We start from the raw sequence: 24,070 nt of genomic DNA, 5'->3' as shown, positions 1-24,070 counted from the left end.
ATTCTGCACTCATACTAAAGAGGGGCCGGCAATCAGCTGGCCCCTATTTTATTGCGCAACACTTGCTGATACACTGAATAGAGGTGACGGATATGAGCACGCATTATTTTATCGGAATCCGAATTCCAGCTGCAGTTGCAGAGGAAATCGCCCGCGCCCGCGACTCCTGGGAGTTATCGACACACAAGCGGCATACGCCGGCTATGGATATGCACATCACGCTTTTGTTTATCGGTGAAGACCGCTTCGGTGAATTGCCGGAAATTGCGGACCGCTTGGCCGATATCCAACAAGGAATGTTTCAGCTTCAACTGGACGGCGTGAAAACTTTTGGCAACCCTAAGACGCCGAGAATCGTTTATGCGGCTGTTCTAGAAAGCCCGGAATTGATGGAGCTGCAAATGGCGGTCCGGCAGCAGCTCGGCTCCTTGCAAATGACGACCGATCTGAAACCGTTCGTTCCGCATATAACACTTGCGAGCCGCTGGAACGGCGGCAGCTTTACAGAAGCGCTGCACTTGGAAAAGCTCAAGTTTTCAGTTGATGCGTTCTCGTTATTTGAAATTCACCCTCGCGCAATTCCGAGGTACGAGGAGATTCAAACATATCCATTGAAAGGCGACGCATAAGCGTGCGGAAAACAGACATGAATATTGTATTTATTATCAACCCGCAAGCCGGAAACGGTGCCGCGCTATCCGCCTGGCATAAATTCGCCAAAAAAATCGGCTTTGATCACGAACAATATGTGACCGAGTATCCGGGCCATGCGCTGAAACTGGTCGAAGCGTTCAAGGAGCGGCAGCAGGACATGTTGGTGATCGGTTTTGGAGGCGACGGCACGATGCGTGAAATTACTGCCGCAGCGGCCGGTTCAGAACAGTTGACCGTCGCGTCCATTTCGGCCGGCTCCGGCAATGATTTTGCCCGGACGTATGGTTGTTTCCGCTATGCAGCGGAAATCCAGCAATATTTGCAGCAGCCACAAGCAATCGAAACGGATGTAGGGGAAGTCGTAGGCGATCCGCGCCAATTGTTCGCCAGCAGTTCAGGGATAGGCTTTGATGCAGCGGTGTCGCAAGCCGTCAACGCTTCCCATATGAAGCAGTGGCTGAATAAAATCCGGCTCGGCAAACTATCGTATTTTATATTTGTCGTATCAACGCTTTTGACGTTCCAGACATTCCGGCTGACGGTGGAGTCGAACGGAGAGCAGGTCCACTTCGATGATGTGTGGCTCGCGACCGTCAGCAACCAGCCATATTTCGGTGGCGGCATGAAAATTTCGCCGCAGTCGAAAACGGATGACGGCGTGTTGGAGTTGACGGTCGTCCACCGCTTGCCGCGATTGAAACTATTGGCCGTTTTTGGTACGGTATTCAGCGGAAGCCATACGCGATTTCAGGAAGTGGTGCAGTTAAGCAGCAGAAGTTTCCTGCTGTCGACAGACCGGGCAGTGCTCCGTCATATAGACGGGGACGATGCAGGTGTATCAGCAGCCCATGAAAAACTGGAATACCGAGTGGCGGAGGAAAAATGGCGACAAGCAAAATTACAATAAGAAAGAGGATGTATGTTACATGAGATCAAGATTTAAACCTTGGGCAGGGGATTTGATCGACGCCCATCCGGAAATTATCATTCCGCAGCCGGAAACGGTCAAAGGAAAATGGCATGAGGAATTCGGCAACGAAAATCCGATCCATATTGAAGCGGGCAGCGGGAAAGGCCGCTTCATACTCGGCATGGCAAAAGCCAATCCGCATATTAATTATATCGGCATTGAATTATTCGATAGCGTCATCGTGACAGGCCTGCAAGGCGTGCTCGAGATGCAAGGCGGAATCCCGAACCTGCGCTTATTGAAAGTCAATGCACAAGACATCGAATCGTTTTTTTGCAGCGGGGAGATCGGCCGTGTCTATTTGAACTTCTCGGATCCGTGGCCGAAAACGCGCCATGCCAAGCGGCGCTTAACTCACGAAAACCTTTTGAAGTTATATGAACAGGTTTTACCTGAAGGCGGGGAAGTCCATTTCAAGACTGATAATCGTGGACTTTTTGAATATTCGCTCATCAGTATTTCGGAATATGGTATGTTATTAAAGGATGTATCGCTGGATCTTCACGCCAATGAACCGGAATGGAATATTATGACGGAGTACGAAGAAAAGTTTTCGGGAAAAGGTCAGCCGATTTACCGGCTGGAGGCGAAATTCCAAGCGGCGCATTAACTCATAAGGGGGAGTATATATGCAAAAATTTCAATTTCACGACATGAACTTGGCTTGGCTCGATGGGGGAACGACCTGGCTGGACGGGGGGACGATGTTCGGCGTTGTGCCTAAAGTGGTGTGGTCAAAGCGCTACCCAGCCAATGAGCAAAACCAGATTGAACTTCCGACTCATCCGATTTTGGTTCAGTTTGACGGCCATAATATCCTCATCGACAGCGGGCTCGGAAACGGCAAATTGAGTGATCGGCAAAAGCGCAATCTAGGCGTATCAGCGGAATCGCACGTGGATGAGGATTTGAAGGAGCTTGGACTGGCTGCAGAAGACATCGACACGATTCTTATGACGCATTTGCACGGCGACCATGCAGCGGGCTTGACGAAAAAGCACGGCGAAGACTATGTGTCTGCTTTCCCGAACGCGAAAATCCATGTGTCGGCCGTTGAATGGGATGAAATGCAGAATCCGAACATCCGCTCACGCAATACGTATTGGAAAGAAAACTGGCAACCGATTATGGACCAAGTCGAAACGTTTACGGATAAAGTGACGCTGTTCGATGCTATTACGATGATCCACACCGGCGGCCATTCCAACGGCCATAGTGTCATCAAACTGGAGCAAAACGGGGAGACCATTCTTCACATGGGGGACATCATGCCGACGCATGCCCACCAGAGCCCGCTATGGGTATTGGCATTTGATGATTACCCGATGGACTCGATCTACGCGAAAGACAAGCTGATGAAAGAAGCGCTGCCCGGCAATTATTATTTCAGTTTTTACCATGATGCGTTTTACCGCATCATCAAGTGGAACGAAGACGGCAAAGAAATCGTCGATGCACTTGCACGCAAGGAAAAAGTGTTCGAATAGATAAAAAACGCCCTGCGAATTTATGCAGGGCGTTTTTTTATGGGTCAACGAAATTCAGGATTTGCTGACTTCTACGATTGCGCCAGTGTAAGCGTCAGCCAAAAACTCGTACTGCTCGAGTTCATCGTCACGGTGGCGGGTGATGCCGCCTTTGTAAACTTCTGTCGTTACGGCGTGCTGGCTGTATGGTTCGGTTTTCATGAAAATCCACGAACCGTCGATCGGACCTTCTTCTTTGAAGGATTGCTTGACCTTCTTCAACACATCATCAGCAGGGTAAAGCGTTTGCTTGCGGTCATACACTTCTTTAGCTACATATACTGCTGCTGCACCTGCAGCAAATCCAATGAGCAAATCACGGTTTTTCACGGAAATCCCTCCTCTGCATTCTGGCTAAATTGTACCATAAAGCAGAAAAATGCACGAAATGAAACTCCAATTATAAAAAAATATTTCGTTAATCGAATTATCTGAACTGGCATAAGAGGGGGAAAAGCTCTAAACTGATATAGGAGACACATACATACTTTATCAAGGGGGAACCAATATGAACCAGGATACCAGAGCATTATTCAAAACTTTGACTGAACTCCCAGGAGCGCCGGGCAATGAATATGCCGTGCGCAAATTTATGCGCAGCGAGTTGGAAAAATATTCGGATGACATTATCCAGGACAATCTCGGAAGCATTTTCGGCGTGAAAAAAGGCGCCGAAGACAGCCCACGTGTCATGGTGGCAGGCCATATGGACGAAGTCGGTTTCATGGTATCGCAAATTACCGACAACGGGATGCTGCGCTTTCAGCCGCTCGGGGGTTGGTGGAATCAGGTGATGTTGGCGGCACGTGTTGACGTCATCGCCGGAGACCGCGTAGTGCCTGGTGTCATAGGGTCGATTCCGCCGCATTTACTGGACGAGGAAACCCGGAAAAAGCCGATGGACATCAAAAACATGCTCATCGATATCGGAGCGGACGACAAGGAAGATGCGTTGTCGATGGGCGTACGCCCAGGCCAGCAAATCGTCCCGTTCAGCCCGTTTACGCCGATGGCCAATGATAAAAAAATTATGGCGAAAGCTTGGGACAACCGCTATGGCTGTGGGTTATCGATTGAGTTGCTGAAGGAACTGCACGGAGAAACTTTGCCGAACCAATTGTTTTCTGGTGCGACCGTCATGGAAGAAGTCGGCTTGCGCGGAGCTCAAACTGCCGCCAATTTGATTCAACCGGATATATTCTATGCGCTCGATGCGAGCCCGGCAAACGATGCGACGGGTGACAAAAACGAGTTTGGCCAGCTCGGCAACGGGACGCTTTTACGCATTCTCGACCGCAGTATGGTGACGCACCGCGGCATGCGCGAATTCATTTTGGATACGGCAGAAACGCATAATATCCCTTATCAGTATTTCATCTCACAAGGCGGCACGGACGCCGGAAAAGTCCATACATCGAACGAAGGCATTCCGAGTTCCGTCATCGGCATCTGCTCGCGTTATATCCACACGTCAGCATCTATCATTCATACAGACGATTACGCTGCGGCAAAAGAGCTGCTGGTGAAATTGGTCAAAGCGACCGACCGCTCGACCATCGATACGATCAACCAGAACGTTTAAGAAAAGCGGCCCGCGGGCCGCTTTTTATCTGGGGAAAATCGTTTAGAATGGCAACCACTATAAAGGAGGAATTGCGATGCATATCTGTGTGGCTTCGACCAATCGGGCAAAAAGCGATGCAGTCGCTCTAGCGTTAGAACAAATGTCAATAACCGCGCACATCGACCCGCAATATGCGGAGTCGGGCGTGTCGGAACAGCCATTTTCCATAGCGGAAACAAGAACCGGAGCAATCAACAGGGCACAACAAGCAGTCACCGGCTGTGATGCGGCAATCGGTTTGGAAGGCGGCGTGTTCGAGCTGGAAGGGAAATTGTATTTATGCAATTGGGGGGCACTCGTGACAGCTGAGGGAAAGGTCTACACAGCTGCAGGAGCGCAAGTGCCGTTGCCAGAAGAAATCGAGCAGCAGCTGCGCGCAGGCAAGGAACTAGGGCCGGTGATGGATGCGTATGCTCAAGAAACTGGCATACGCCATCACAAAGGCGCCATCGGCATTTTGACTGCCGGCAAATTGAACCGTGTCGAAATGTTTGCTCAAATCGTGGTTTTGCTGTTCGGGCAATGGCAAGCAAACAGCGATTAATTTGCATGTGCCCTGAAACATCTTTAAAATATAGCTAGAAAAGAAAATACAATCCAAACAGACACTTTCTTAAGCGGTGCAAAGGGGAAAACCGTCTATGGAAAAAACAAGAGGGGGAAAAGCTGTGCGTCGATTAGGATTACAGATGGCGCTTTTTTCATCGGTACTTGTTCTCGCTGGTTGTACGGAAAGCCCGCAAGACGAACTGATAAAAGGTGTCTCAAGCGCACGGACAGCGTTTGAAGAGCCGGCACCTGAAGCGAATAAAGCAAATGGTGATACAGCACTTTATGTGCCGGGAGGCTATGAATTGCAAGAGCCTTCGGACGATTATAATCTATTGCTCACACGCGGAAACGAGGCATTCGCTTTATTCCTCAATCCGAATGAGGCGCCGGACAGCACATTCTTCTATGATCTGCAAAAAGCCATTCCGGAAGAAGCTTGGCTGGTGGATGAAAAATTCAGCCAGCACGGGCGCTTCGGTTTTACGACGGTGCGTGAAATCGCCGATGAACGATATGAGCTCGTGGTCAGTTCCGGCGGTACGAAGCTGTCGACGATAACAGAACAAAGTGCGCTGCGAACAAATATGGACTGGATGATGGAAACGGTTCGTTCTGTCGAATCAGCACAAGGGGAGTAAACAACATGGAAAAATTACAGTCAGCACAACAATTTTCACAGTTTGCAAATAACAGCACCGTCATCTTTATGTTTACGGCGGGCTGGTGCCCGGATTGCCGGGTTATCGATCCGATCATGCCGGAAGTGGAAAAGAAGTTCAGTGAGTATCAATTTATTTCGGTCGACCGGGATGAATTCATTGATTTATGCATCGACAATGACATATATGGCATTCCAAGCTTCTTGGCGTACCGCGGCGGAGTCGAGCGCGGGCGCTTTGTCAGCCGCCAACGCAAGACGCAGGAGGAAATTGAATCGTTTATCTCCGAGCTGTCGAAATAAATGACAAAACGGTTCTCCTGAGCACAGGAAGAGCCGTTTGTTTTTGAAAAGGAGGAAATTAGGAATGAAATCCACCGAGTTATTTACTATACTTAAAGAGCGGATTGCAAATGACCAGTTGAGCTGGATGTTTGACCGCGAAAAAGATACAGCAAACGTGAGGCATACAAAGCTTGGTAAGGGTATGACCATTTCCTTGCCGCAAGTGTTGAACCGTTTCGAATCAAAAGGTGACGCAGCGATTGAAGAAATCGTCTATACGGTTTCGGAAACGTTTAACGCGATGGAGCGGGAGTCGGAAGGCAATTTGCCGGATGGGCAGCATATTTTCCCGGTCATCCGTTCAACTTCATTTCCGGAAGAATCGAGTGAAGGCAGCCGCTTTCTAACGGCACCGCATACAGCCGAGACGCGGATCTACTATGCGCTCGATGGCGGAACGACTTACCGTTTGATTGATGAACAAGTAATGGAGAATTTGGCGTTGACAGCTGAGCAAGTGAAAGAAATCGCCAAATTCCAAGTTAAGAAATTAAAAACCGCTGTGAAAGAAGACCATGTGGCAGGAAATGTGTTTTATTTCCTCAACGAAAATGATGGTTATGACGCATCACGTATTTTAAATGAAGCGTTCCTCAAAGACATGAAAACAAAAATTCAAGGTGATATGACTGTCTCAGTCCCTCACCAAGACGTCATGATCATCGGCGACATCCGCAACGAAGTCGGGTACGATGTGCTTGCCCAAATGGCGATGCAGTTCTTTACGAACGGCAAAGTGCCGATCACTTCGCTGTCGTTTGTCTACGAAAACGAGACGCTTGAACCGATATTCATCTTAGCGAAAAACAGACCGGATAAGGAGAACGATAAAAAATGAATGTATTTTATAATAAACAAGGTGTAGGCGATGTATTGCTCATCCAATTGACGCTAGATAAGCCAGAAAAAATCCATACCGAACAGTTCGGTGATGTGACATTGATCAAAAATGAACAACGGGAAATCGCAGGATTCAACTTGTTCCAAGCGTCCAGTTATGTGGATGTGCAAGCAGCACAGCAGCCGGTGGAAGTGTCAGAAGCGCTTGTCACGGCATTGCAGAACGCGCTGGAGAAAAACGGCGTGTCTTATACGCTGGAAGTCGACTTGACGCCGAAATTCATCGTCGGCTATGTGGAGTCAAAAGAGAAGCATCCGAATGCAGATAAATTGAACGTCTGCCAAGTGGCGGTCGGCGATGAAACATTGCAAATCGTTTGCGGTGCTCCGAATGTCGAAGTTGGTCAAAAAGTAGTTGTCGCAAAAGTAGGAGCCGTCATGCCGTCTGGAATGGTGATCCGGGATGCGGAACTGCGCGGCGTGCCGTCAAGCGGCATGATCTGCTCCGCCAAAGAATTGGCGCTGCCGGATGCACCGGCAGAAAAAGGGATTTTGGTTTTGCCGGAAGATGCGCAAACAGGAACTCCGTTTGAAATGAAGGTGTAACGATGAGCTGGATGAAAAATATGTGGAACAAAATGTTTGCCGATGAAGTCGAAGTGGATGCAAAACCGGAACGGCGCAGCGACGAATTTCAGGCTGAACCAAAAACGCAGAAAGCACCGGGCAAACCGGCACCATTCCGTTTTCCGCTAATCTCTGATGAAGAGGCAAAAGGCTTGCCGCAGGCGGAAGAGCAGGCGGAGCGCCGTACGGAAAAGCCGCGCGTTGAAGAAATGCCTAAGGAAGAGTCACTAAACACCTATGAATTGGAAGCACTCGAGCCGAGCGGGAAATTACCTAAACCGAATACCGGACGAAACAAAAAGAAACGCCCGCACGTACCAAAAATAAATGAGCCGCACACTCTTGACCTGCCTGTCAATACAACACGCCGTTTCCAGCCAACACGCGTTCCATCACCGGTGCATGGCTTTACAGACCGCCCGGCGCCAATCGATAAGTTATTGCAGCAAGAAGCGGAAAGAAAGCAAGCAGAACACGAGCGCCGTTATGATTGGTCGCAGCGCAGTTTGCAGGAATTGTATAAAAAAAGCGGCAGTGAACAAGCGGCTTCAGTTACACCGCCAGCATCCAAAGTTGCTGTCTCCCACCCTGTGACCGAAACGAAGCAAGAAGTCGAGGTGCCGTCTGCAGAAGAACTTCGCGAGGAAACTGTAAAGCAAAACGACAGCCAGCAGGATGAAGTGAAAGCCGAGCCGAAATATGAATGGGCAGACCGAAGCTTGCAAGATTTGTTGCCGAAAAACCAAAAAAAAGAAAAAGCCCAAGAACAGACTGAAGCCGTAGTTTACCGGCCGGCAGCGCAACAGCAGCCAGCGGTCGATCAATCCGCTTCTGAAAAAGTTCAAGAACATCACGAGACACCGGAACCGACTCCAGAAGAACCAAAGCCAGAGGAGATTGTGGAGCCCTTGCCGGAGCAGCTAGAACCGAAACATGAAGCTGTGCCGGAAACGTCAGTTGAAGAAAGCGTACATACTGAAAAGCGGCCTCCAATCTTACCGCAAGCCCAAAAAATTGAAAATGGCAAAAAAGAAAGAACTGTGCCATTCAACGTTCTTATGCTGAAATCGGATAAAGAGCGTTTGTCGAAACCGCTCCCGCCTTCAGCGGAAAAAAAAACGGCATTAATAGAGAAAACTGAGCCTGAGGAAGATGTAGATGACACAATCAGTCTGAAAAGCTACCAATTGCCGAGCCCGGAGTTTCTATTGGCACCGGAAAATGACTTAAAAGATGAAACATGGATGGACGAGCAAGGCAAAAGGCTCATCGAAGCGTTGTCCCATTTCCAGATCAAAGCAGACATCCTCGGAACAGTTCAGGGGCCGGCGGTGACACGCTTTGAACTGCGTGTTGCGCAGGGCATCAAAGTAAGCAAAATCCGCAACTTGGCTGATGATTTGAAACTGGCGTTAGCGGCACGTGATATTCGGATTCAAGCTCCGATTCCCGGGAAAAGCTCGATCGGAATCGAGATTCCGAACCGCCAAAGCCGCGCCGTGCGAATCTCGGAAGTGATCGGAAGCCCGGCTTTTCTTACATCCGAATCTCCACTCGAAGCGGCGCTCGGGCTTGACCTTGCCGGGAATCCGGTGACATTGGATTTACGTAAAATGCCTCACGGTTTGATCGCCGGGGCAACCGGATCCGGTAAAAGCGTGTGCATCAATTCCCTGCTGGTCAGCTTGTTATATAAATCATCGCCCCGCGATCTGAAAATGTTGCTGATCGACCCGAAAATGGTGGAACTCGCGCCATATAACCATATCCCGCATTTGGTCAGTCCGGTCATCACAGATGTCAAAGCCGCGACCGCTTCCTTGAAATGGGCAGTGGAAGAAATGGAGCGCCGTTATCAATTATTCGCGCATACAGGCGTCCGCGATTTGGAACGCTACAACAAAATGGTCAACGATAAAGGGCAGCCTGCCCAGCACTTGCCGTATATCCTCATCGTTATTGACGAGCTGGCTGATTTGATGATGATGTCGCCTTCGGACGTAGAAGACGCTATTTGCCGCATTGCGCAAAAAGCTCGGGCATGCGGAATCCATTTGGTCATCGCAACCCAGCGCCCATCCGTAGATGTCATCACGGGGTTGATCAAATCCAATATTCCGACACGCATCGCGTTTTCGGTGGCGTCACAAGTCGATAGCCGCACGATACTGGATACACAAGGTGCCGAGCGCCTGCTCGGTCGCGGAGACATGCTTTATTTAGGAAACGGCATGTCTGCACCAAGCCGCCTGCAAGGCACGTTTGTAACAGATGATGAGATTGAAAAAGTCATTGCCCATGCACGTTCACAAGGCGAGCCGGATTATTTCTTCAAAGAAGAAGAACTGATCCAACGCAGCCATTCGCCTGCCGAACAAGACGATCTGTTCGAGGAAGCATGCCGCTTCATCATGTCCCAAGGCAGCGCTTCGACTTCACTGTTGCAGCGCAAATTCCATATCGGCTATAATCGTGCCGCACGGCTTATGGACTTGATTGAAGACTATGGCTTTATTTCCGAACAGAATGGCAGCAAAGCGAGAGCGGTGCTTATTACCGAAGAAGAGATAGAAGAAGTGTTCCATTAAACCTATGCGTTGCGCAAATTTCAGGAATTATTGATTATTTCAGTGTGCCTTCACTTTGTGATATAATCGGAGCATTGTGAAAAGCTACCCAGCTATTGACTCCGCTTTGGCGGTTTGACTAGACTAATTTTCCACTCCCACAGGAGGTTCATTTATGACAGTATTACATTTTACGGGCATTAAAGGCTCCGGCATGAGTGCACTTGCCCAGATTATGCACGATATGGGCGAATCGGTGCAAGGTTCGGATATAGCGCAGTATTTCTTTACAGAAGATCGGCTACGGTCGAAAGGCATCACTGTGTTGCCTTTCGACCCTGAAAATATTTCACCAGAAATGACGATCATTGCAGGAAATGCGTTCAATGACGAACACCCGGAGCTCGTCAAAGCCCGTGAAAGCGGAGCGACCATCATCAGGTATCACCAGTTTCTCGGTGACTTGATGAAGCAATATATTTCCGTGGCGATTACCGGAGCCCATGGCAAAACCTCGACGACAGGGCTCATGGCGCATGTTCTAAACGGCTACAAACCGGTTTCCTATCTGATTGGGGACGGGACAGGCTTCGGCCAAGAGGATTCCCATTTCTTCGTAGCGGAAGCGTGTGAGTACCGCCGTCATTTCCTCGCGTATCATCCCGACTATGCCATCATGACGAATATCGATTTTGATCATCCGGATTATTTCGGCAGCGTTGATGATGTGTTCAAGGCATTCCAGGAAATGGCGCAGCAAGTGAAAAAATGCATCATCGCATGTGGCGACGATGAATACTTGCAGCAAATCCAAGCGCCCGTGCCGGTCGTCTACTATGGCTTCGGCGAAGAAAATGATTTCCAAGCGCGCAATATCGTCAAAACGACAGAGGGCACAACGTTCGATGTCGTCATCCGCCATGAGTTTTACCATACGTTCACTATTCCGATGTACGGAGACCATGCGGTGTTGAATGCGTTAGCCGTTATTTCCTTATGCCAGTATGAAAGCATTCCGGCAGATATCATCCAGCGCCAGTTCGAAAGCTATGAAGGCGTCAAGCGGCGTTTTACTGAAACAGTGATCGAAGATCGTGTGTTGATTGATGATTATGCCCATCATCCGACTGAAATACGAGCCACGTTGCAATCAGTAAACCAAAAATATCCGAATCGGGAATTGGTTGCGATTTTCCAGCCCCACACTTTCAGCCGCACGCAAACGTTTCTGCAGGAGTTTGCGGACTGCTTGCAAGAAGCGGACCATGTATACCTATGTGATATTTTCGGTTCAGCGCGTGAAGAAGTTGGCACCTTGACGATCCAGGATCTTCAGGAAAAAATCGATGGAAGCCATATTGTGCAATTGGAAGAAATCGAACAATTAATGAAGCATGAAAACGCAGTATATCTTTTCATGGGTGCTGGTGACATTACGAAATTTCATCAAGCGTTCAAAGAAAGGCTGACCGCTGCAAAAAAAGCCTGACCAATAAACTGGTCAGGCTTTTTTTGCATAATCCTATTTTGTTGTCAAAAATGATATAAATTTCTGGCAGGCAAGAGAATACTTTTGTCGAATAGTATTAGTGCGGTGTTTAGAACCGCAATGTGCAGGGTAGAAAACAGTATACGAAATTTAATTATGCAAAAGGAGGAAACAATATGGATTGGTCAATTTTGCTTTACATTGCAGCGATTGTTGCAGCTATTGGATTTTTAATTCTTTGCGTAGCGCTGGCAATGACTTTGAATTCACTAAAGAACACATTAAAAGAGGTTTCCGGCACTGTATCAGGTCTGGAAAACCAATTGCAGGGAGTAACTTTGGAAACAACCAATTTGCTACATAAAACAAATGAATTGGCAGAAGACATCCAAGTGAAATCTGAGAAACTGAATGGTGTTGTTGATGCAGTCAAAGGCGTCGGCAATTCAGTGACAGATCTCAACTCAACAGTTCGCCACATCACATCACGCGTAGGCGTGCAAGTTGAGCAGAATGAGGAAAAAATCGCTCAAGTAGTCCAGTGGAGCAATGTTGCAATGGGCATCGCTGACAAGTGGAAAGAGCGCAAAGCTTACCAAACACGCAGCACTGAATCATACACGCCTGTACCTGGCCAAAAGAGATTGCCAGGAAGCAGCGACCAATATTAAGCTCGTCTCAATTTTAAATTAAATGGAGGAATGAAAAATGGGGAAACATAAAAACACTTACTCAAAACCAAATTATAATGAATCACAGTATAATGGTGAATATTACACGCAAGGCGGCAAGGATAACGACAAAGGCGGACGCTACGAACAGAGTGAGTATGTCCCACAATCTTACGGTGCATCCAGCCGTTATGATGACTTATACGATTATGAAGATTCGAACGGCGGTTCTGGCTTTGTCACCGGCCTGCTTGTCGGTGGATTAATCGGTGTCGCTGCTGCATTGTTCTTTGCACCAAAAGCAGGCAAAGAATTGCAAGCTGATTTGAAGACACAAGCCACTACATTAAAAGAAAAGACTCAGCAGTCAAAAGACTCGAGCGATACTAATGATGGTCCTGGATTCACTCAGCAATTGAAAGACCAGTCGAACAAAGTGGTCGATAAAGTGAAAAACCTGAAATCAAGCAACTCACCGATGGATGATGGCACAGCTTCTTCTGAAGGTGAAGAAAGTGTTGAGCTATTGGAAACAGTCCAAAACAAAGTGAACGGCAGTGAAAAAGCTGGAAATGATGCTTTTACATCAACTGCAAATGCATTGAAAGAAGCGGTCGAAGAAGTAAAAGAAGAGAATAAATCCAGCCACAACGATCAAAAAACTTCTTCTAGTGCTCAAGGGTCATCGAGTTCAAAAGCTTCTTCAGACACCAAGGGATCTGCTAGTTCACAAGGCACTTCCAACAAAAAGAATTAATTTAGGAGCGGTTGATATGGAAAACTTCGTACATGTGAAGAGCTTGGATGAACTGAAGCAAGCGGTGGGGCATGAACAGCATTATTGGTTGCTCAAGCATAGTAGCACTTGCCCAGTTTCGGCAGCTGCATGGAAAGAGTATTCGGAATATGCATCGCTGCATCCCCATCAATTGTTTCTTTATCTGGTCGTTCAGGAAGACCGCAGTCTTTCCACGGCAGTTGAAGAAATTACAGGGATTCGCCATGCATCTCCTCAGCTCTTCCATTTTGCCAGCCAGAAAGTAGACTGGCATGCAAGCCACAACAAAATCACCAATAAAGCAATGAATGAATTTAATGCTTGAGTTTTAAGCTGATAGAGTCGAACGGATGGATCGTTTCCATCCGTTTTTCTTATGTGGAAAATTCACTTGAAAGCTGTGAAACCTTGGCATATAAAGCTTTTATACAAGATAATCAAAATGAAAACGCTTTAGTGCGTTGAATCGCTAAACATATTCCGTGACTTTGCTGAATAATTTGTTTATAATGGTCATATCATGATAAGATGAGACACCTACTAAAGGGTCACTCTTGAAAGGGGAAGTGGAGAATGAGTCATATCGAATTAGAGCAACTTAGAGAAAAAGTGGATGCAGTCAACCTGCAAATTCTATCTCTTATCAACGAGCGAGCTTCCGTGATACAAGAGATCGGGAAAATCAAAGAAAAACAAGGTGCAACAAAATACGATCCATTACGCGAACGCCATATGTTGAACTTATTGAAAGACAATAATAATGGTCCTTTGGATCAAAAAACTGTTGATCATATTTTCAAAGAGATCTTCAAATCCGCTTTGGATATGCAAGAAGAAGATAGCCGCAAAGCGCTTCTTGTTTCACGTAAGAAAAAAGCAGAAGATACGATCGTTTCGGTCAATGGCGAACATATCGGACAAGGTACACCGTCCTTCATTTTTGGCCCTTGTGCAGTCGAGTCGCAAGAACAAGTCGATCAAGTGGCCCAAGCCATCAATGCGAAAGGCCTGAAGCTGATCCGAGGCGGGGCATACAAGCCGCGTACATCGCCATATGATTTCCAGGGACTTGGTTTAGAAGGCTTGAAAATGCTTAAAAAAGCAGCTGATCAATATAATCTGGGAGTCGTTTCTGAAATCGTCACGCCTCACCACCTTGAAGAAGCATTGGATTACGTAGATGTCGTCCAAGTCGGCGCGCGCAATATGCAGAACTTTGAGCTACTGAAAGCGGTTGGGTCCATCAACAAGCCAGTACTCTTGAAGCGTGGCATGTCGGCAACTGTTGATGAGTTCATCAAAGCAGCGGAGTACATCATCGCTAACGGAAATGACCAAATCATCCTTTGCGAGCGCGGCATCCGCACATACGAAAAAGCGACGCGCAACACGCTCGATATTTCCGCAGTGCCGATCTTGAAGCAAGAAACGCATTTGCCGGTCTTTGTCGATGTGACGCATTCTACTGGCCGCCGTGATTTGCTATTGCCAGCTGCTAAAGCGGCAATCGCAATCGGAGCTGATGGGGTAATGGCTGAAGTTCACCCGGATCCAGCGGTTGCATTATCTGATGCGCAGCAGCAAATGAGCTTGCCGCAATTCGATGAATACTACGATTCTCTAATGAAATTCATGAAGCAATACGAATTGAAAGTATAAGGAAAAGCCGGACTTGCTCCGGCTTTTTTCTTTTTTTCATGACTGTTTCGGTCAAAAAGAAGAAGAAAAGTGGAAAAGATGAACAGTTTCATGAACTTTCGCTAATCGCATTGCTACAATACATAATAAGTGTTGATATTCACAAAGTGATTATCGTATGATTGAATGAAAGAATGGAACAGGAGGGTGCATTATGACCGTTACGATTTATGATGTGGCGCGCGAAGCGAATGTTTCCATGGCTACGGTATCCCGAGTAGTCAATGGAAATCAAAACGTAAAGCCAGCCACTAGAAAAAAAGTATTGAAAGTGATTGAAGAGCTCGGCTATCGCCCAAATGCAGTAGCACGTGGACTGGCGAGCAAAAAGACGACAACGGTCGGCGTCATTATCCCCGATATTTCCAATAGCACGTATTCTGAACTGGCTAGGGGCATTGAGGATATCGCAACAATGTACCGATACAATATCATTTTGTCGAATTCCGATCAAAACCCGAACAAAGAATTGCAATTGCTTGAAACGATGCTCGGCAAACAAGTGGACGGCATCGTATTCATGAGCGATGTTATTTCAGGCGAACTGCGTAAAGAAATGGAACGCTCTCCAACCCCGATTGTGCTTGCAGCATCGATCGATGACACAGCTTCAATCGCTTCTGTCAATATTGACTATTATGCAGCTGCGTTCGAAGCAGTCCAAAAGTTCATCGATAGCGGCCATAAAAAAATCGCTTATATTTCAGGGCCGCTTACTTCTGAAATCAACCGCGAACACAAATTAAAAGCGTACCAGGATGCATTGAAAGAAGCAGGCATCAGCTACGATGAAAGATTGGTCGTCGAATGCAACAATTCCTATGAAGAAGGAAAGGAAGCGGTCCGTTCTTTACAAGCAGTTGAACCGACAGCTTACTTCGTCAGCAACGATGAAATGTCAATTGGCGTTATCCACGAAGTGGAAGCGCTCGGCAAACGGATTCCGGACGATGTGGAAATCATCACTTACGAGAACTCTAAATTGGCACGCATGGCGCGGCCGATGCTGACGGCAGTTGCTTTGCCGTTGTACGACATTGGGGCGGTTTCTATGCGCCTGCTGACCAAATACATGAACAATGAAGAAATCGAAGAAAAACAAGTAGTGCTTCCGTATCGCATAGAAGAACGCCAGTCCACAAAGCATTAAGATCGCTTTAATAAGGTGTTCACGCAAAAACCCGCCGTTTCTGACAGGATTAGATTTCAATCCATCAGAAACGGCGGGTTTTTATGCTTTTTTAAAATACGGAATATTCCGACTAAAAAAGCGAATTCTATTGATTGCGGATCATATACAAAGCTTTGTCGAGCATTTGCTGGTTTTTTTCGGCGATTTCAGCTTTCCGTGGAATGGGCTTATACATAGTTTTCGGGTCTTCCCACGTTTCGATGAGCGCAACGGGCGATTCCGCTTGCCAGCGTTCGAGCCATGGTTCCGGGAGTTTGCCGCTCGGAGACGGGTAATTGTTCATCTCCATCCATAATAACGACCAGGCTCTGGGAACGACGCGCCAAATGTCGTAACCGCCGCCGCCGACTGCGATCCATTTGCCATCACAGTATTCATGTGCCAGCTCATGGGCGATTTTAGGGATTTCCCGGTAGATTTCCATCGTGCTGCATAAATGCGTTAAGGGGTCCAGATAATGGGCATCGGCGCCATTTTGGCTCAAAATGACATCGGGTTTGAAATGCTCCATAATTTCCCGCATGGACGTTCGGTAAATCTCGAGAAACGATTCATCCTCGGTAAACGCGTCAATCGGAAAATTGAACGATGTCCCGTAGCCTTGTCCGCTTCCGCGTTCGTTGATATTGCCGGTGCCTGGGAACAAATAGCGTCCCGTTTCATGGATGGAGACCGTGCAGACATCCGGATCGTCGTAAAAGCACCATTGCACGCCATCTCCGTGGTGAGCATCAGTGTCGATATAGAGGACACGGGCGCCGTATTTTTGCTTTAAATAATGGATGGCGACCGAGCTGTCATTGTAAATACAAAAGCCCGATGCTTTTCCGCGGAAGCCATGGTGCAAGCCGCCACCGAGATTTAATGCATGTTCTGCTTTGCCTTCCATTACTTGGTCGACAGCTGTCAGTGTGCCGCCGACTAAACGGGCGCTTGCTTCATGCATATTTTCAAAGATAGGCGTATCTTCTGTACCGATGCCGTATCCTTCTCCAACTTCGGATGTGATTTCACCGCGGCTGGCTTTTTTGACGACATCGATATAGCGCTGATCATGCGCGAGCAGCAATTCCTCATCCGTAGCCGTTCGGGCCGGTATGATTAAGTCGTCAGGAAGAGCGTCCATTTCCCGCAACAGGTCGATCGTCAAAATAAGACGCTTCTGGTTGAATGGATGCGTTTCAGAAAATTTGTACCCCAATTGATCTTCTGAAAAAATGAAGACGGCGTGTTTTTTTATTCCTGATGAAGATTTGGCCATAAGACATCAAATCCTTTTTTTCGGAGATCGTCAATGATTGAGATGGGGTTCATCGTTTTGATCCGGAATGCCAAAATTTTATTGGAATTGTCTTTACGGTCAGGGTATACGAGAACACTCAAGACGTTTACTTTGTGATCGTAAAACACTTTGCTTACTTCATATAAAGTGCCCGAGCGGTTTGGTACTTTGATTTCGATTTGGGAACCGGGCTGGTGTGCGCCGGTCAACTCGATATACGTATAGAGCAAATCGGTTTCCGTTAAAAATCCGACAAGCTGATTGTTGCTGACGACTGGCAGGCACCCGATTTTCTGTTCGTAGAAGACTAAGGCGATTTCTTCTACAAAGTCCAGCGGATGTACGGTGATCGGATTTTTGGTCATAATATCCGCCACTTTCTTTTTATACGGTTCCCCTTTAGGAGTAACAGTGAACATGGATGGCGTCGCATCTTTCAAATCGCGGTCGGTGACAATTCCAACGACTTTGCCGTCATCGACAATTGGAGCATGACGGATCCGTTTCTCCTCGAACAGGTTCATCACGTCTTGTACGGTCTGATCTGAACGAAGCGTAAAAATTTCTTTCTTCATGATTTCTTCGACTAGCATACAAACACCCCTTTAATCTGTCAGTACATATAGCGATTCATGAATCGCAGCTGATCGAACTTTTGGATTGACTCGGGATCGACGCGCGAGCCGATCCGTGCCATCAGCGTGTTGGCCGGATGGGAACTGATTTCGGGATCGTCCGTAGCGAAATATTCAAGTCCGCCCGCTTGCATCATTTTTTCCATGATCTTCCGGTATTCCCAGACGTTCAGTCCGGTGCCTTTCAAATCCCAATGCCAGTAATATTCTGTTGTTATGCAAATGAAGTCCTCAAAGGCATCGTCCATCATGGATACTTGGATAAGCGCTTTGCCGACGCCGGCGCCGCGGTATTTCGGAATCACTTCAATGGCGCCAAGTTCGATCAGGTTTTCCATTTTTCCTTCTGACCAGCGCTCGAGTGGATCGGGATACAGATATGTTACATAACCGACAATGGTATTTCGGTCCCGCGCAATCAGGATGCGCCCTTCCGGCAAGTCAGCGATTTCCGTCAAGGCTTTGTGCTGCTGTTCCGGAGGCCGGAAAGCGACTAAGTGTTCGTGGAAATCAAGTTCCTTCAGTTCCCTTGACGGGACAGGCCCTTCGATGACGAGAATGCCGTGTTTCGTTTTCAATTCCATCGCATTATATAATTTTTTATGTTCCATCATTTCACCGCCTGTGGTTGCAATTAGATTCATTATACATGAAGAGGTGAGTGAAAAGAAAGTTGCTTAGGTAAATTAACGGTATTTTCTAAAAAATTAAAATAATTCGCAATTCGTCCAAAGGTTGAGGTAGAATATATAGAAACAGAGAGAAAGGGTGATTGATGTGAAAGTGGAAGCTTTACCAGCAAAGCCAGGGGAGCATCATCTACATAATTATGATGAACAGGCAGCTCACTTCGATTGGTCTGAAGTCGAAAAAGAGTTTAGCTGGTTCCAAACTGGCAAAGTCAATATGGCTCATGAGGCGATTGACCGTCATGCTGAGTCAGACCGCAAAAACAAAGTCGCTCTATATTACAAAGACCAAAACCGTCATGAGTCCTACACGTTCTATGAGATGAAGCGCATGACGAACCGGGCGGCAAATCTTTTGAAATCCCATTCCGATCTTGAAAAAGGGGACCGCGTCTTCATCTTTATGCCGCGTTCACCGGAACTTTATTTCCTCATGTTCGGAGCACTTAAGATGGGCTTGATTGTCGGACCGTTATTTGAAGCATTTATGGAAGGCGCAATTTATGACCGCCTGGACGATAGCGATGCGAAAGCGATCATTACTACGCCGGAACTATTATCACGTATACCGGAAGACCGGCTTCCGAATTTGAAAACCATCTTCCTTGTTGGAAAAGAAGGTGCAGAAGAAAGCGGCGGCCACATCGATGTGTTGAAGCATCTTCATTCCTGCTCAGATAAGTTTGAAGTTGAATGGCTGGATAAAGAAGATGGATTGGTTCTTCATTATACATCCGGTTCTACCGGCAAGCCGAAAGGAGTCCTGCACGCGCAATATGCGATGGTGCAGCAATACCAGACCGGCAAATGGGTGCTCGATTTCCAGGAGCAGGATATTTATTGGTGCACAGCTGACCCAGGCTGGGTGACAGGAACTGCATATGGCGTCTTCTCACCATGGCTGAACGGTGTGACAACGGTCATCTTAGGCGGACGCTTTTCACCGAATGCGTGGTATCAGGCGATTGAAGATTTCGGTGTCACGGTTTGGTACAGTGCACCGACAGCGTTCCGGATGCTGATGGGCGCAGGCGATGCACTCGTGAAAGAATACGATCTTTCCACATTGCGCCATGTTTTATCGGTAGGCGAACCGCTCAACCCTGAAGTTGTCAAATGGGGTGTGCAAGTCTTCGATAAACGCATCCACGATACATGGTGGATGACTGAAACGGGTGCGCAAGTTATTTGCAATTATCCGTCGATGGCCATCAAGCCGGGGTCCATGGGCAAACCGGTTCCAGGCTTGGAGGTGGCGATTGTCGACGATCAAGGAAAAGAATTGCCGCCGAACCAAATGGGCAATCTGGCAATCAAAAAAGGCTGGCCTTCGATGATGCGCCAAATCTGGAACAACCCACAGAAGTACGATTCGTATTTTTTGAAGGGTGAGTGGTATGTTTCAGGTGACTCAGCCTATATGGATGAAGATGGGTATTTCTGGTTCCAAGGGCGTGTAGATGACGTCATTATGACGTCAGGTGAACGTGTTGGGCCATTTGAAGTGGAAAGCAAATTGCTTGAACATCCGGCAGTTGCTGAAGCGGGCGTAATCGGCAAGCCCGATCCGGTGCGCGGGGAAATCATCAAAGCGTTCGTTTCTCTTGTCGAAGGATACGAACCTTCGGATGAGTTGATTCAAGACATCCAGCAATTTGTCAAAAAGGGATTGGCTGCTCATGCAGCACCGCGTGAAATCGAATTTAAAGACAAGCTTCCGAAAACGCGAAGCGGAAAAATTATGCGCCGCGTCTTGAAAGCGTGGGAATTAGATCTGCCGACTGGCGATTTGTCCACTATGGAAGATTAATCATAAAAAAGCCTCTCTGCAATATGCAGAGAGGCTTTTTTTATGCTGCGTCTTCTTCGCTTTCAGGATTGTCAGTGTCCGGCTCTTCTGGTTCCTCAGGTTCTTCCGGTGGTGCTTCTTCCTCTTCCGGCTCTTCCTCCGGCTCTTCCGGTGGCGCCTCTTCCACAGGCTCTTCTTCTACTGGTTCTTCTACTGGTTCTTCTACTGGTTCTTCTACTGGTTCTTCTACTGGTTCTTCTGCCGGTTCTTCGGCAGGTTCTTCCTCAGGTTCTTGTCGTTCAGGCGCCGGAGCCGGTGTTTCATCTCGTTCCGGTTCCGGAGCTGGTTCTGGTTCAGGCTCAGGCACTGGTTCTGGTTTAGGCGCTTTAATCGTCACGTTATTAGATGCCGCAGATTGTCTGCCGGTAATATCTACAGCGACGACGGTATACGTACCAGGGCCAGGTGCATTATACGAGTTGCTGTTTGATTCTGAAATGGAAGCGACTCGGTTGCCGCTGCGGAACACGCGGTAACCGACAACATCATTTGAAGGAGAGTCGCTCCATGTGATGGTTCGGCCATTGATGGACGTTCCAACAGGTGCAGGGGCAACGCTGTCTGCTTCAAACGTCGCACTGGAGACGACGTTTTTGAAGATGGAGTTTCCTGGGAACAACTTGCCTGCATCGCCGCCGAATGGAGCGAGCATGCGATCGACATATTCTTCCGATACGCCGATGCCGCCGCCAGAAACAAATTCACTCGGCGTGCTAGATAGGGCAGCATAGCGGTTGCCGTTAATCGTCGTGTATTGTCCGTTGCTTAAGCTGTCATCGCCGTCTTCTGGCACCATGACATCAGCAATAAACAAGTCGGAGCGGACAAGCCCGGCTTTCTTGCAGGCATCGCTCGGCGCAAAACCGGAAATGCCGCAGAAGGAGCGGTCAACAATGCCCTCCGGCTCTTGGAATGTATCTTTCGAGCCGATTGCGTCTGGTACGACATTGTGTGTCGTATTCATCAAATTGGCCCATAATTGATTGACGCGTGTAGAAGGCTGCAGGTTTTGGTTGCTGAAATTATCCAATGAGTAGCGTTCTTTATCGTAGCCGAGCCATACACCCATTGTAATGTTCGGGTTATAGCCAACGAGCCAGACATCACGCGTTGCTTGGGTCGTTCCTGTTTTGCCGGCAAAGTCTGCGTTGAAATTCAACAGTCCGTTGGCGCGGCTAGCTGTTCCTCGGTCGTTTTCAAACACTTCGCGCAGCATATCTGTCAATATATAGGAAGCTTGTGGAGTGTATACGTCTTGTGCTTCAGGCTCATGTTCATAGATGACATTGCCGTCAGCATCTTCGATTTTATCGATTATTGTCGCTTCGATAAACTTTCCGCCGTTTGCCAACGTCGCGTAAGCGTTGGCGAGTTCCTCAACAGAGCCTTCGATTCCTCCGCCAAGTGCGGAGGAGACGACACCGTCAGTTTCTGTAACGCGCGAAAAGCCATTTTCCATCAAGTATTGAATGGGCATATCATCGCGGAGTTGCGCAAACAATCTGAGGGCGGGAAGGTTCTGGGATTGTGCAAGCGCATCCCGCGCAGACATGATCCCTTGTTCGCTCGTCGGAATAAAGTTTGTTGGCTCGTAAGGTGTGCCATTATCATCCATTGTGAACTTGACATCCACTACCGGGCTGCCGGCACCAATGACACCGGCTTCTAGGGCAGGACCGTAAACGAGCAATGGTTTAACAGTGGAACCGATCGAGCGGAAAGCCTGTGTTGCATGGTTCAAGTTTTCTACTTCGTGGTCACGGCCGCCGACAAAGCTTAAAATGCGGCCGGTTTGGTTTTCCAAAGTCACACTGCCGACTTGCACCGGCAATTGGCGGGTTTGTGTTTCGCCATCGTCATCGACATATTCCTCAGAAAGTGTCGTGCCGTAACCTTGGTAAGCTTTTTGTGTTTCTTCTTGTGCAATGTATAAGTCTTTATTGATGCTAGAGTGAATGCGGTAGCCGTTTGAACGGACAGCCCGGTCTGCTAAAATTACATACTCCTCGTAAAGGTTCTGATCTTGGTCCAGTGTTTCAGCATCGACGCCGTTTTGTTCCGCTAACACATTCATGATGATGCGGGTTGCCCGCCGTTCCAGTTCTGCCGTCACAAACGGATAGTCATCATATGAACGGGTTTCATCTGTTCTGAAATCAGCAGCAAGATCATAGTCGAGTGCTTCTTGATACTCCGCCTCTGTAATATAGCCTGTTTCGAGCATGCGGTATAACACTGTGTTCATGCGGTTAAGTCCTGGCTCAAGGCCAGCTTCTTCTTTTAGGTCGCCGCCCGAAGCAAACGGGGTATAGCTGAACGGAGCTTTCGGAATGCCAGCTATAAAAGCGGCTTGCGGAAGGTTCAATTCGCTTGCAGATACATTGAATATTCCTTTTGCCGCCGTTTCAATGCCGGCAATCGGTGTGCCTGCTGAGTTCCGTCCGTAAGGGATGATGTTCAAGTAAGCTTCCATGATATCGTCTTTGTTCATGAACTTCTCCAGGCGCATAGCCAAGAGAATTTCTTTCGCTTTTCGTTCATAGGATACTTCGTTTGTTAAAATTTGGTTTTTGATCAATTGCTGCGTCAAAGTCGATCCGCCGGATTGGTTATCCGAATTGGAAACGTCCTGGAACAAGCCGCGCATGATCGCTTTTGGAACAATGCCTTCGTGTTCGTAAAAATATTCATCCTCTGTCGCCAGCACAGCATCAATCGCAACATCCGACACATTTTCCAAAGTGGTTTCTTCACGGTCAAGGTCGGTCCGTAATTTACCGAGATACGTATTGTCGGCAAAGTACAATTGTGAGGTTTCTTCATAACTATAGATGTCCCCAAGCATTTCCTTTTCTGTCCGGAGTTCTTCCCCATTCACGAGCGAAGCGAAATAACCAGCTCCGACTGAGGCTGCGAACACACCTCCTGCCACTATGATGACAGCGAAAATAATCGCCAAATTCCATATGACCCCCGTGGTGACTTTTAAACGCTTGAACCATTTATGCGAAGTCCATCTATCGGTTGTCTCCTCTGCCTTTTGCATCCATCTTCTTAATTTGTCGCGCATAATATTCCCCCTCAAAAATCTTTTCCATTATAGCATATTCCGATAATTGGAACGAAAGATATTGACAATCTTTTGTAATCAAGTAGACTACATAGTAGATTCTTTAAATTCGAACGATGAAAGGTCCGAAGTAGGGCATGCTGTTTTGAAACAAGAGAGCCGGTGGGTGGTGCAAACCGGTCAAAACGCATGTAGCGAATTACAGGCCTGGAGTTTGCGGTAGTGTCCCGTCTGGCACATTCTGAGTGGGAGGCGGAGTCCTCCAAGCTGGGTGGTACCGCGCATAAGCGTCCCTGCATGATTTTTTCATGCAGGGGCTTTTTTTGTGTCCGTGCATGAAACGGAAAATGTTAG

23 protein-coding genes are annotated in these 24,070 nt (G+C 47.7%); 18 read left to right on the top strand and 5 right to left on the bottom strand.

Annotated elements, in window-relative coordinates; all coding sequences use genetic code 11:
• Window positions 1-92: 92 nt before the first annotated feature.
• Genes thpR through J7E21_RS07065 form a run of 4 tightly spaced genes read left to right on the top strand, consistent with a single transcriptional unit; the run spans window position 93 to window position 3,111 of the window.
• Window positions 93-629, top strand: coding sequence for an RNA 2',3'-cyclic phosphodiesterase (gene thpR, locus J7E21_RS07080; RefSeq protein ID WP_215106003.1), 537 nt, complete (start codon window positions 93-95; stop codon window positions 627-629).
• A gap of 17 nt (window positions 630-646) precedes the next feature.
• On the top strand, window positions 647-1,561 hold the full coding sequence (locus tag J7E21_RS07075; RefSeq protein ID WP_215106001.1) for a diacylglycerol/lipid kinase family protein: 915 nt from the start codon (window positions 647-649) through the stop codon (window positions 1,559-1,561).
• Window positions 1,562-1,580: 19 nt separating this feature from the next.
• Window positions 1,581-2,234: a tRNA (guanosine(46)-N7)-methyltransferase TrmB gene (gene trmB / locus J7E21_RS07070; RefSeq protein WP_215105999.1), complete on the top strand. Its 654-nt coding sequence runs from the start codon at window positions 1,581-1,583 to the stop codon at window positions 2,232-2,234.
• Window positions 2,235-2,253: 19 nt separating this feature from the next.
• A complete protein-coding gene (locus tag J7E21_RS07065) occupies window positions 2,254-3,111 on the top strand; it encodes a YtnP family quorum-quenching lactonase (RefSeq protein ID WP_215105997.1) in 858 nt (285 codons plus the stop codon).
• A gap of 54 nt (window positions 3,112-3,165) precedes the next feature.
• On the opposite strand, the gene J7E21_RS07060 is transcribed toward J7E21_RS07065, so the two are convergent.
• Complete coding sequence (locus J7E21_RS07060) at window positions 3,166-3,480, bottom strand: PepSY domain-containing protein (protein WP_215105995.1); 315 nt, start codon at window positions 3,478-3,480, stop codon at window positions 3,166-3,168.
• Window positions 3,481-3,658: 178 nt separating this feature from the next.
• On the opposite strand from J7E21_RS07060, the gene J7E21_RS07055 reads away from it, so the two are divergent.
• From J7E21_RS07055 to ccpA, 13 genes are all read left to right on the top strand, one after another.
• Window positions 3,659-4,732, top strand: a complete 1,074-nt coding sequence (locus tag J7E21_RS07055) for a M42 family metallopeptidase (RefSeq protein WP_215105993.1) — start codon at window positions 3,659-3,661, stop codon at window positions 4,730-4,732.
• A 76-nt stretch (window positions 4,733-4,808) separates the two neighbouring features.
• Window positions 4,809-5,318, top strand: a complete 510-nt coding sequence (locus J7E21_RS07050) for a DUF84 family protein (RefSeq protein ID WP_215105991.1) — start codon at window positions 4,809-4,811, stop codon at window positions 5,316-5,318.
• Window positions 5,319-5,442: 124 nt separating this feature from the next.
• Window positions 5,443-5,964 (top strand): hypothetical protein, encoded by a 522-nt coding sequence (locus tag J7E21_RS07045; protein WP_353047736.1) that lies wholly within the window; start codon window positions 5,443-5,445, stop codon window positions 5,962-5,964.
• Between the two features lie 5 nt (window positions 5,965-5,969).
• Complete coding sequence (locus J7E21_RS07040; protein ID WP_215105989.1) at window positions 5,970-6,287, top strand: thioredoxin family protein; 318 nt, start codon at window positions 5,970-5,972, stop codon at window positions 6,285-6,287.
• A 64-nt stretch (window positions 6,288-6,351) separates the two neighbouring features.
• Complete coding sequence (locus J7E21_RS07035; RefSeq protein ID WP_215105987.1) at window positions 6,352-7,167, top strand: DUF1444 family protein; 816 nt, start codon at window positions 6,352-6,354, stop codon at window positions 7,165-7,167.
• Window positions 7,164-7,775, top strand: a complete 612-nt coding sequence (ytpR, locus tag J7E21_RS07030; protein ID WP_215105985.1) for a YtpR family tRNA-binding protein — start codon at window positions 7,164-7,166, stop codon at window positions 7,773-7,775. Before J7E21_RS07035 ends, ytpR begins: the two co-directional genes overlap by 4 nt.
• Window positions 7,776-7,777: 2 nt before the next feature.
• Entirely contained in the window at window positions 7,778-10,384 is a 2,607-nt protein-coding gene (locus J7E21_RS07025) for a DNA translocase FtsK (RefSeq protein ID WP_215105983.1), read from the top strand.
• A gap of 154 nt (window positions 10,385-10,538) precedes the next feature.
• Window positions 10,539-11,852 carry a UDP-N-acetylmuramate--L-alanine ligase gene (gene murC, locus J7E21_RS07020; protein ID WP_215105981.1) on the top strand — a complete coding sequence of 438 codons (1,314 nt, stop codon included), beginning with the start codon at window positions 10,539-10,541 and terminating at the stop codon, window positions 11,850-11,852.
• 176 nt (window positions 11,853-12,028) lie between these two features.
• Window positions 12,029-12,523, top strand: a complete 495-nt coding sequence (locus J7E21_RS07015) for a DUF948 domain-containing protein (protein ID WP_215105980.1) — start codon at window positions 12,029-12,031, stop codon at window positions 12,521-12,523.
• A gap of 37 nt (window positions 12,524-12,560) precedes the next feature.
• Window positions 12,561-13,280 (top strand): YtxH domain-containing protein, encoded by a 720-nt coding sequence (locus J7E21_RS07010; RefSeq protein ID WP_215105978.1) that lies wholly within the window; start codon window positions 12,561-12,563, stop codon window positions 13,278-13,280.
• 16 nt (window positions 13,281-13,296) lie between these two features.
• Complete coding sequence (gene ytxJ / locus J7E21_RS07005; protein WP_215105976.1) at window positions 13,297-13,626, top strand: bacillithiol system redox-active protein YtxJ; 330 nt, start codon at window positions 13,297-13,299, stop codon at window positions 13,624-13,626.
• Window positions 13,627-13,874: 248 nt separating this feature from the next.
• A complete protein-coding gene (locus J7E21_RS07000; protein ID WP_215105974.1) occupies window positions 13,875-14,960 on the top strand; it encodes a bifunctional 3-deoxy-7-phosphoheptulonate synthase/chorismate mutase in 1,086 nt (361 codons plus the stop codon).
• 193 nt (window positions 14,961-15,153) lie between these two features.
• Window positions 15,154-16,149: a catabolite control protein A gene (gene ccpA / locus J7E21_RS06995; protein WP_215105972.1), complete on the top strand. Its 996-nt coding sequence runs from the start codon at window positions 15,154-15,156 to the stop codon at window positions 16,147-16,149.
• 127 nt (window positions 16,150-16,276) lie between these two features.
• Here ccpA and J7E21_RS06990 read toward each other — a convergent pair whose 3' ends face one another.
• From J7E21_RS06990 to J7E21_RS06980, 3 genes are read right to left on the bottom strand one after another with little or no spacing between them, the layout of a single operon-like run.
• Complete coding sequence (locus J7E21_RS06990; protein ID WP_215105970.1) at window positions 16,277-17,452, bottom strand: acetoin utilization protein AcuC; 1,176 nt, start codon at window positions 17,450-17,452, stop codon at window positions 16,277-16,279.
• Window positions 17,428-18,066 carry an acetoin utilization AcuB family protein gene (locus J7E21_RS06985; protein WP_215105969.1) on the bottom strand — a complete coding sequence of 213 codons (639 nt, stop codon included), beginning with the start codon at window positions 18,064-18,066 and terminating at the stop codon, window positions 17,428-17,430. Before J7E21_RS06985 ends, J7E21_RS06990 begins: the two co-directional genes overlap by 25 nt.
• Before the next feature lie 20 nt (window positions 18,067-18,086).
• Window positions 18,087-18,719, bottom strand: a complete 633-nt coding sequence (locus J7E21_RS06980) for a GNAT family N-acetyltransferase (RefSeq protein ID WP_215105968.1) — start codon at window positions 18,717-18,719, stop codon at window positions 18,087-18,089.
• A 166-nt stretch (window positions 18,720-18,885) separates the two neighbouring features.
• Between J7E21_RS06980 and acsA the strand changes: the two genes are divergently transcribed.
• The gene (gene acsA, locus J7E21_RS06975; RefSeq protein ID WP_215105967.1) at window positions 18,886-20,607 is read left to right on the top strand and encodes an acetate--CoA ligase; all 1,722 of its coding nucleotides are present in this window, start codon (window positions 18,886-18,888) and stop codon (window positions 20,605-20,607) included.
• Between the two features lie 40 nt (window positions 20,608-20,647).
• Here the strand turns inward: acsA and J7E21_RS06970 are convergent, their stop codons facing one another.
• Entirely contained in the window at window positions 20,648-23,716 is a 3,069-nt protein-coding gene (locus J7E21_RS06970) for a transglycosylase domain-containing protein (RefSeq protein ID WP_215105965.1), read from the bottom strand.
• Window positions 23,717-24,070 lie beyond the last annotated feature (354 nt).

The organism is Planococcus sp. ISL-109, from assembly GCF_018613655.1.
GTDB lineage: Bacteria > Bacillota > Bacilli > Bacillales_A > Planococcaceae > Planococcus.
The sequence above is the reverse complement of the archived record's forward strand: the minus strand, read 5'-3'. Positions and strand labels throughout refer to the sequence as shown.

Coding starts and splice junctions, on each gene's coding strand:
- J7E21_RS07035 (WP_215105987.1), top strand. CDS start 6,352: ATGAAATCCACCGAGTTATTTACTATACTTAAAGAGCGGATTGCAAAT.
- J7E21_RS07075 (WP_215106001.1), top strand. CDS start 647: ATGAATATTGTATTTATTATCAACCCGCAAGCCGGAAACGGTGCCGCG.
- J7E21_RS07050 (WP_215105991.1), top strand. CDS start 4,809: ATGCATATCTGTGTGGCTTCGACCAATCGGGCAAAAAGCGATGCAGTC.
- ccpA (WP_215105972.1), top strand. CDS start 15,154: ATGACCGTTACGATTTATGATGTGGCGCGCGAAGCGAATGTTTCCATG.
- thpR (WP_215106003.1), top strand. CDS start 93: ATGAGCACGCATTATTTTATCGGAATCCGAATTCCAGCTGCAGTTGCA.
- J7E21_RS07000 (WP_215105974.1), top strand. CDS start 13,875: ATGAGTCATATCGAATTAGAGCAACTTAGAGAAAAAGTGGATGCAGTC.
- J7E21_RS07025 (WP_215105983.1), top strand. CDS start 7,778: ATGAGCTGGATGAAAAATATGTGGAACAAAATGTTTGCCGATGAAGTC.
- trmB (WP_215105999.1), top strand. CDS start 1,581: ATGAGATCAAGATTTAAACCTTGGGCAGGGGATTTGATCGACGCCCAT.
- J7E21_RS06985 (WP_215105969.1), bottom strand. CDS start 18,066: ATGCTAGTCGAAGAAATCATGAAGAAAGAAATTTTTACGCTTCGTTCA.
- J7E21_RS06970 (WP_215105965.1), bottom strand. CDS start 23,716: ATGCGCGACAAATTAAGAAGATGGATGCAAAAGGCAGAGGAGACAACC.
- J7E21_RS07010 (WP_215105978.1), top strand. CDS start 12,561: ATGGGGAAACATAAAAACACTTACTCAAAACCAAATTATAATGAATCA.
- ytxJ (WP_215105976.1), top strand. CDS start 13,297: ATGGAAAACTTCGTACATGTGAAGAGCTTGGATGAACTGAAGCAAGCG.
- J7E21_RS07055 (WP_215105993.1), top strand. CDS start 3,659: ATGAACCAGGATACCAGAGCATTATTCAAAACTTTGACTGAACTCCCA.
- J7E21_RS07040 (WP_215105989.1), top strand. CDS start 5,970: ATGGAAAAATTACAGTCAGCACAACAATTTTCACAGTTTGCAAATAAC.
- J7E21_RS07065 (WP_215105997.1), top strand. CDS start 2,254: ATGCAAAAATTTCAATTTCACGACATGAACTTGGCTTGGCTCGATGGG.
- ytpR (WP_215105985.1), top strand. CDS start 7,164: ATGAATGTATTTTATAATAAACAAGGTGTAGGCGATGTATTGCTCATC.
- J7E21_RS06980 (WP_215105968.1), bottom strand. CDS start 18,719: ATGGAACATAAAAAATTATATAATGCGATGGAATTGAAAACGAAACAC.
- murC (WP_215105981.1), top strand. CDS start 10,539: ATGACAGTATTACATTTTACGGGCATTAAAGGCTCCGGCATGAGTGCA.
- J7E21_RS06990 (WP_215105970.1), bottom strand. CDS start 17,452: ATGGCCAAATCTTCATCAGGAATAAAAAAACACGCCGTCTTCATTTTT.
- J7E21_RS07015 (WP_215105980.1), top strand. CDS start 12,029: ATGGATTGGTCAATTTTGCTTTACATTGCAGCGATTGTTGCAGCTATT.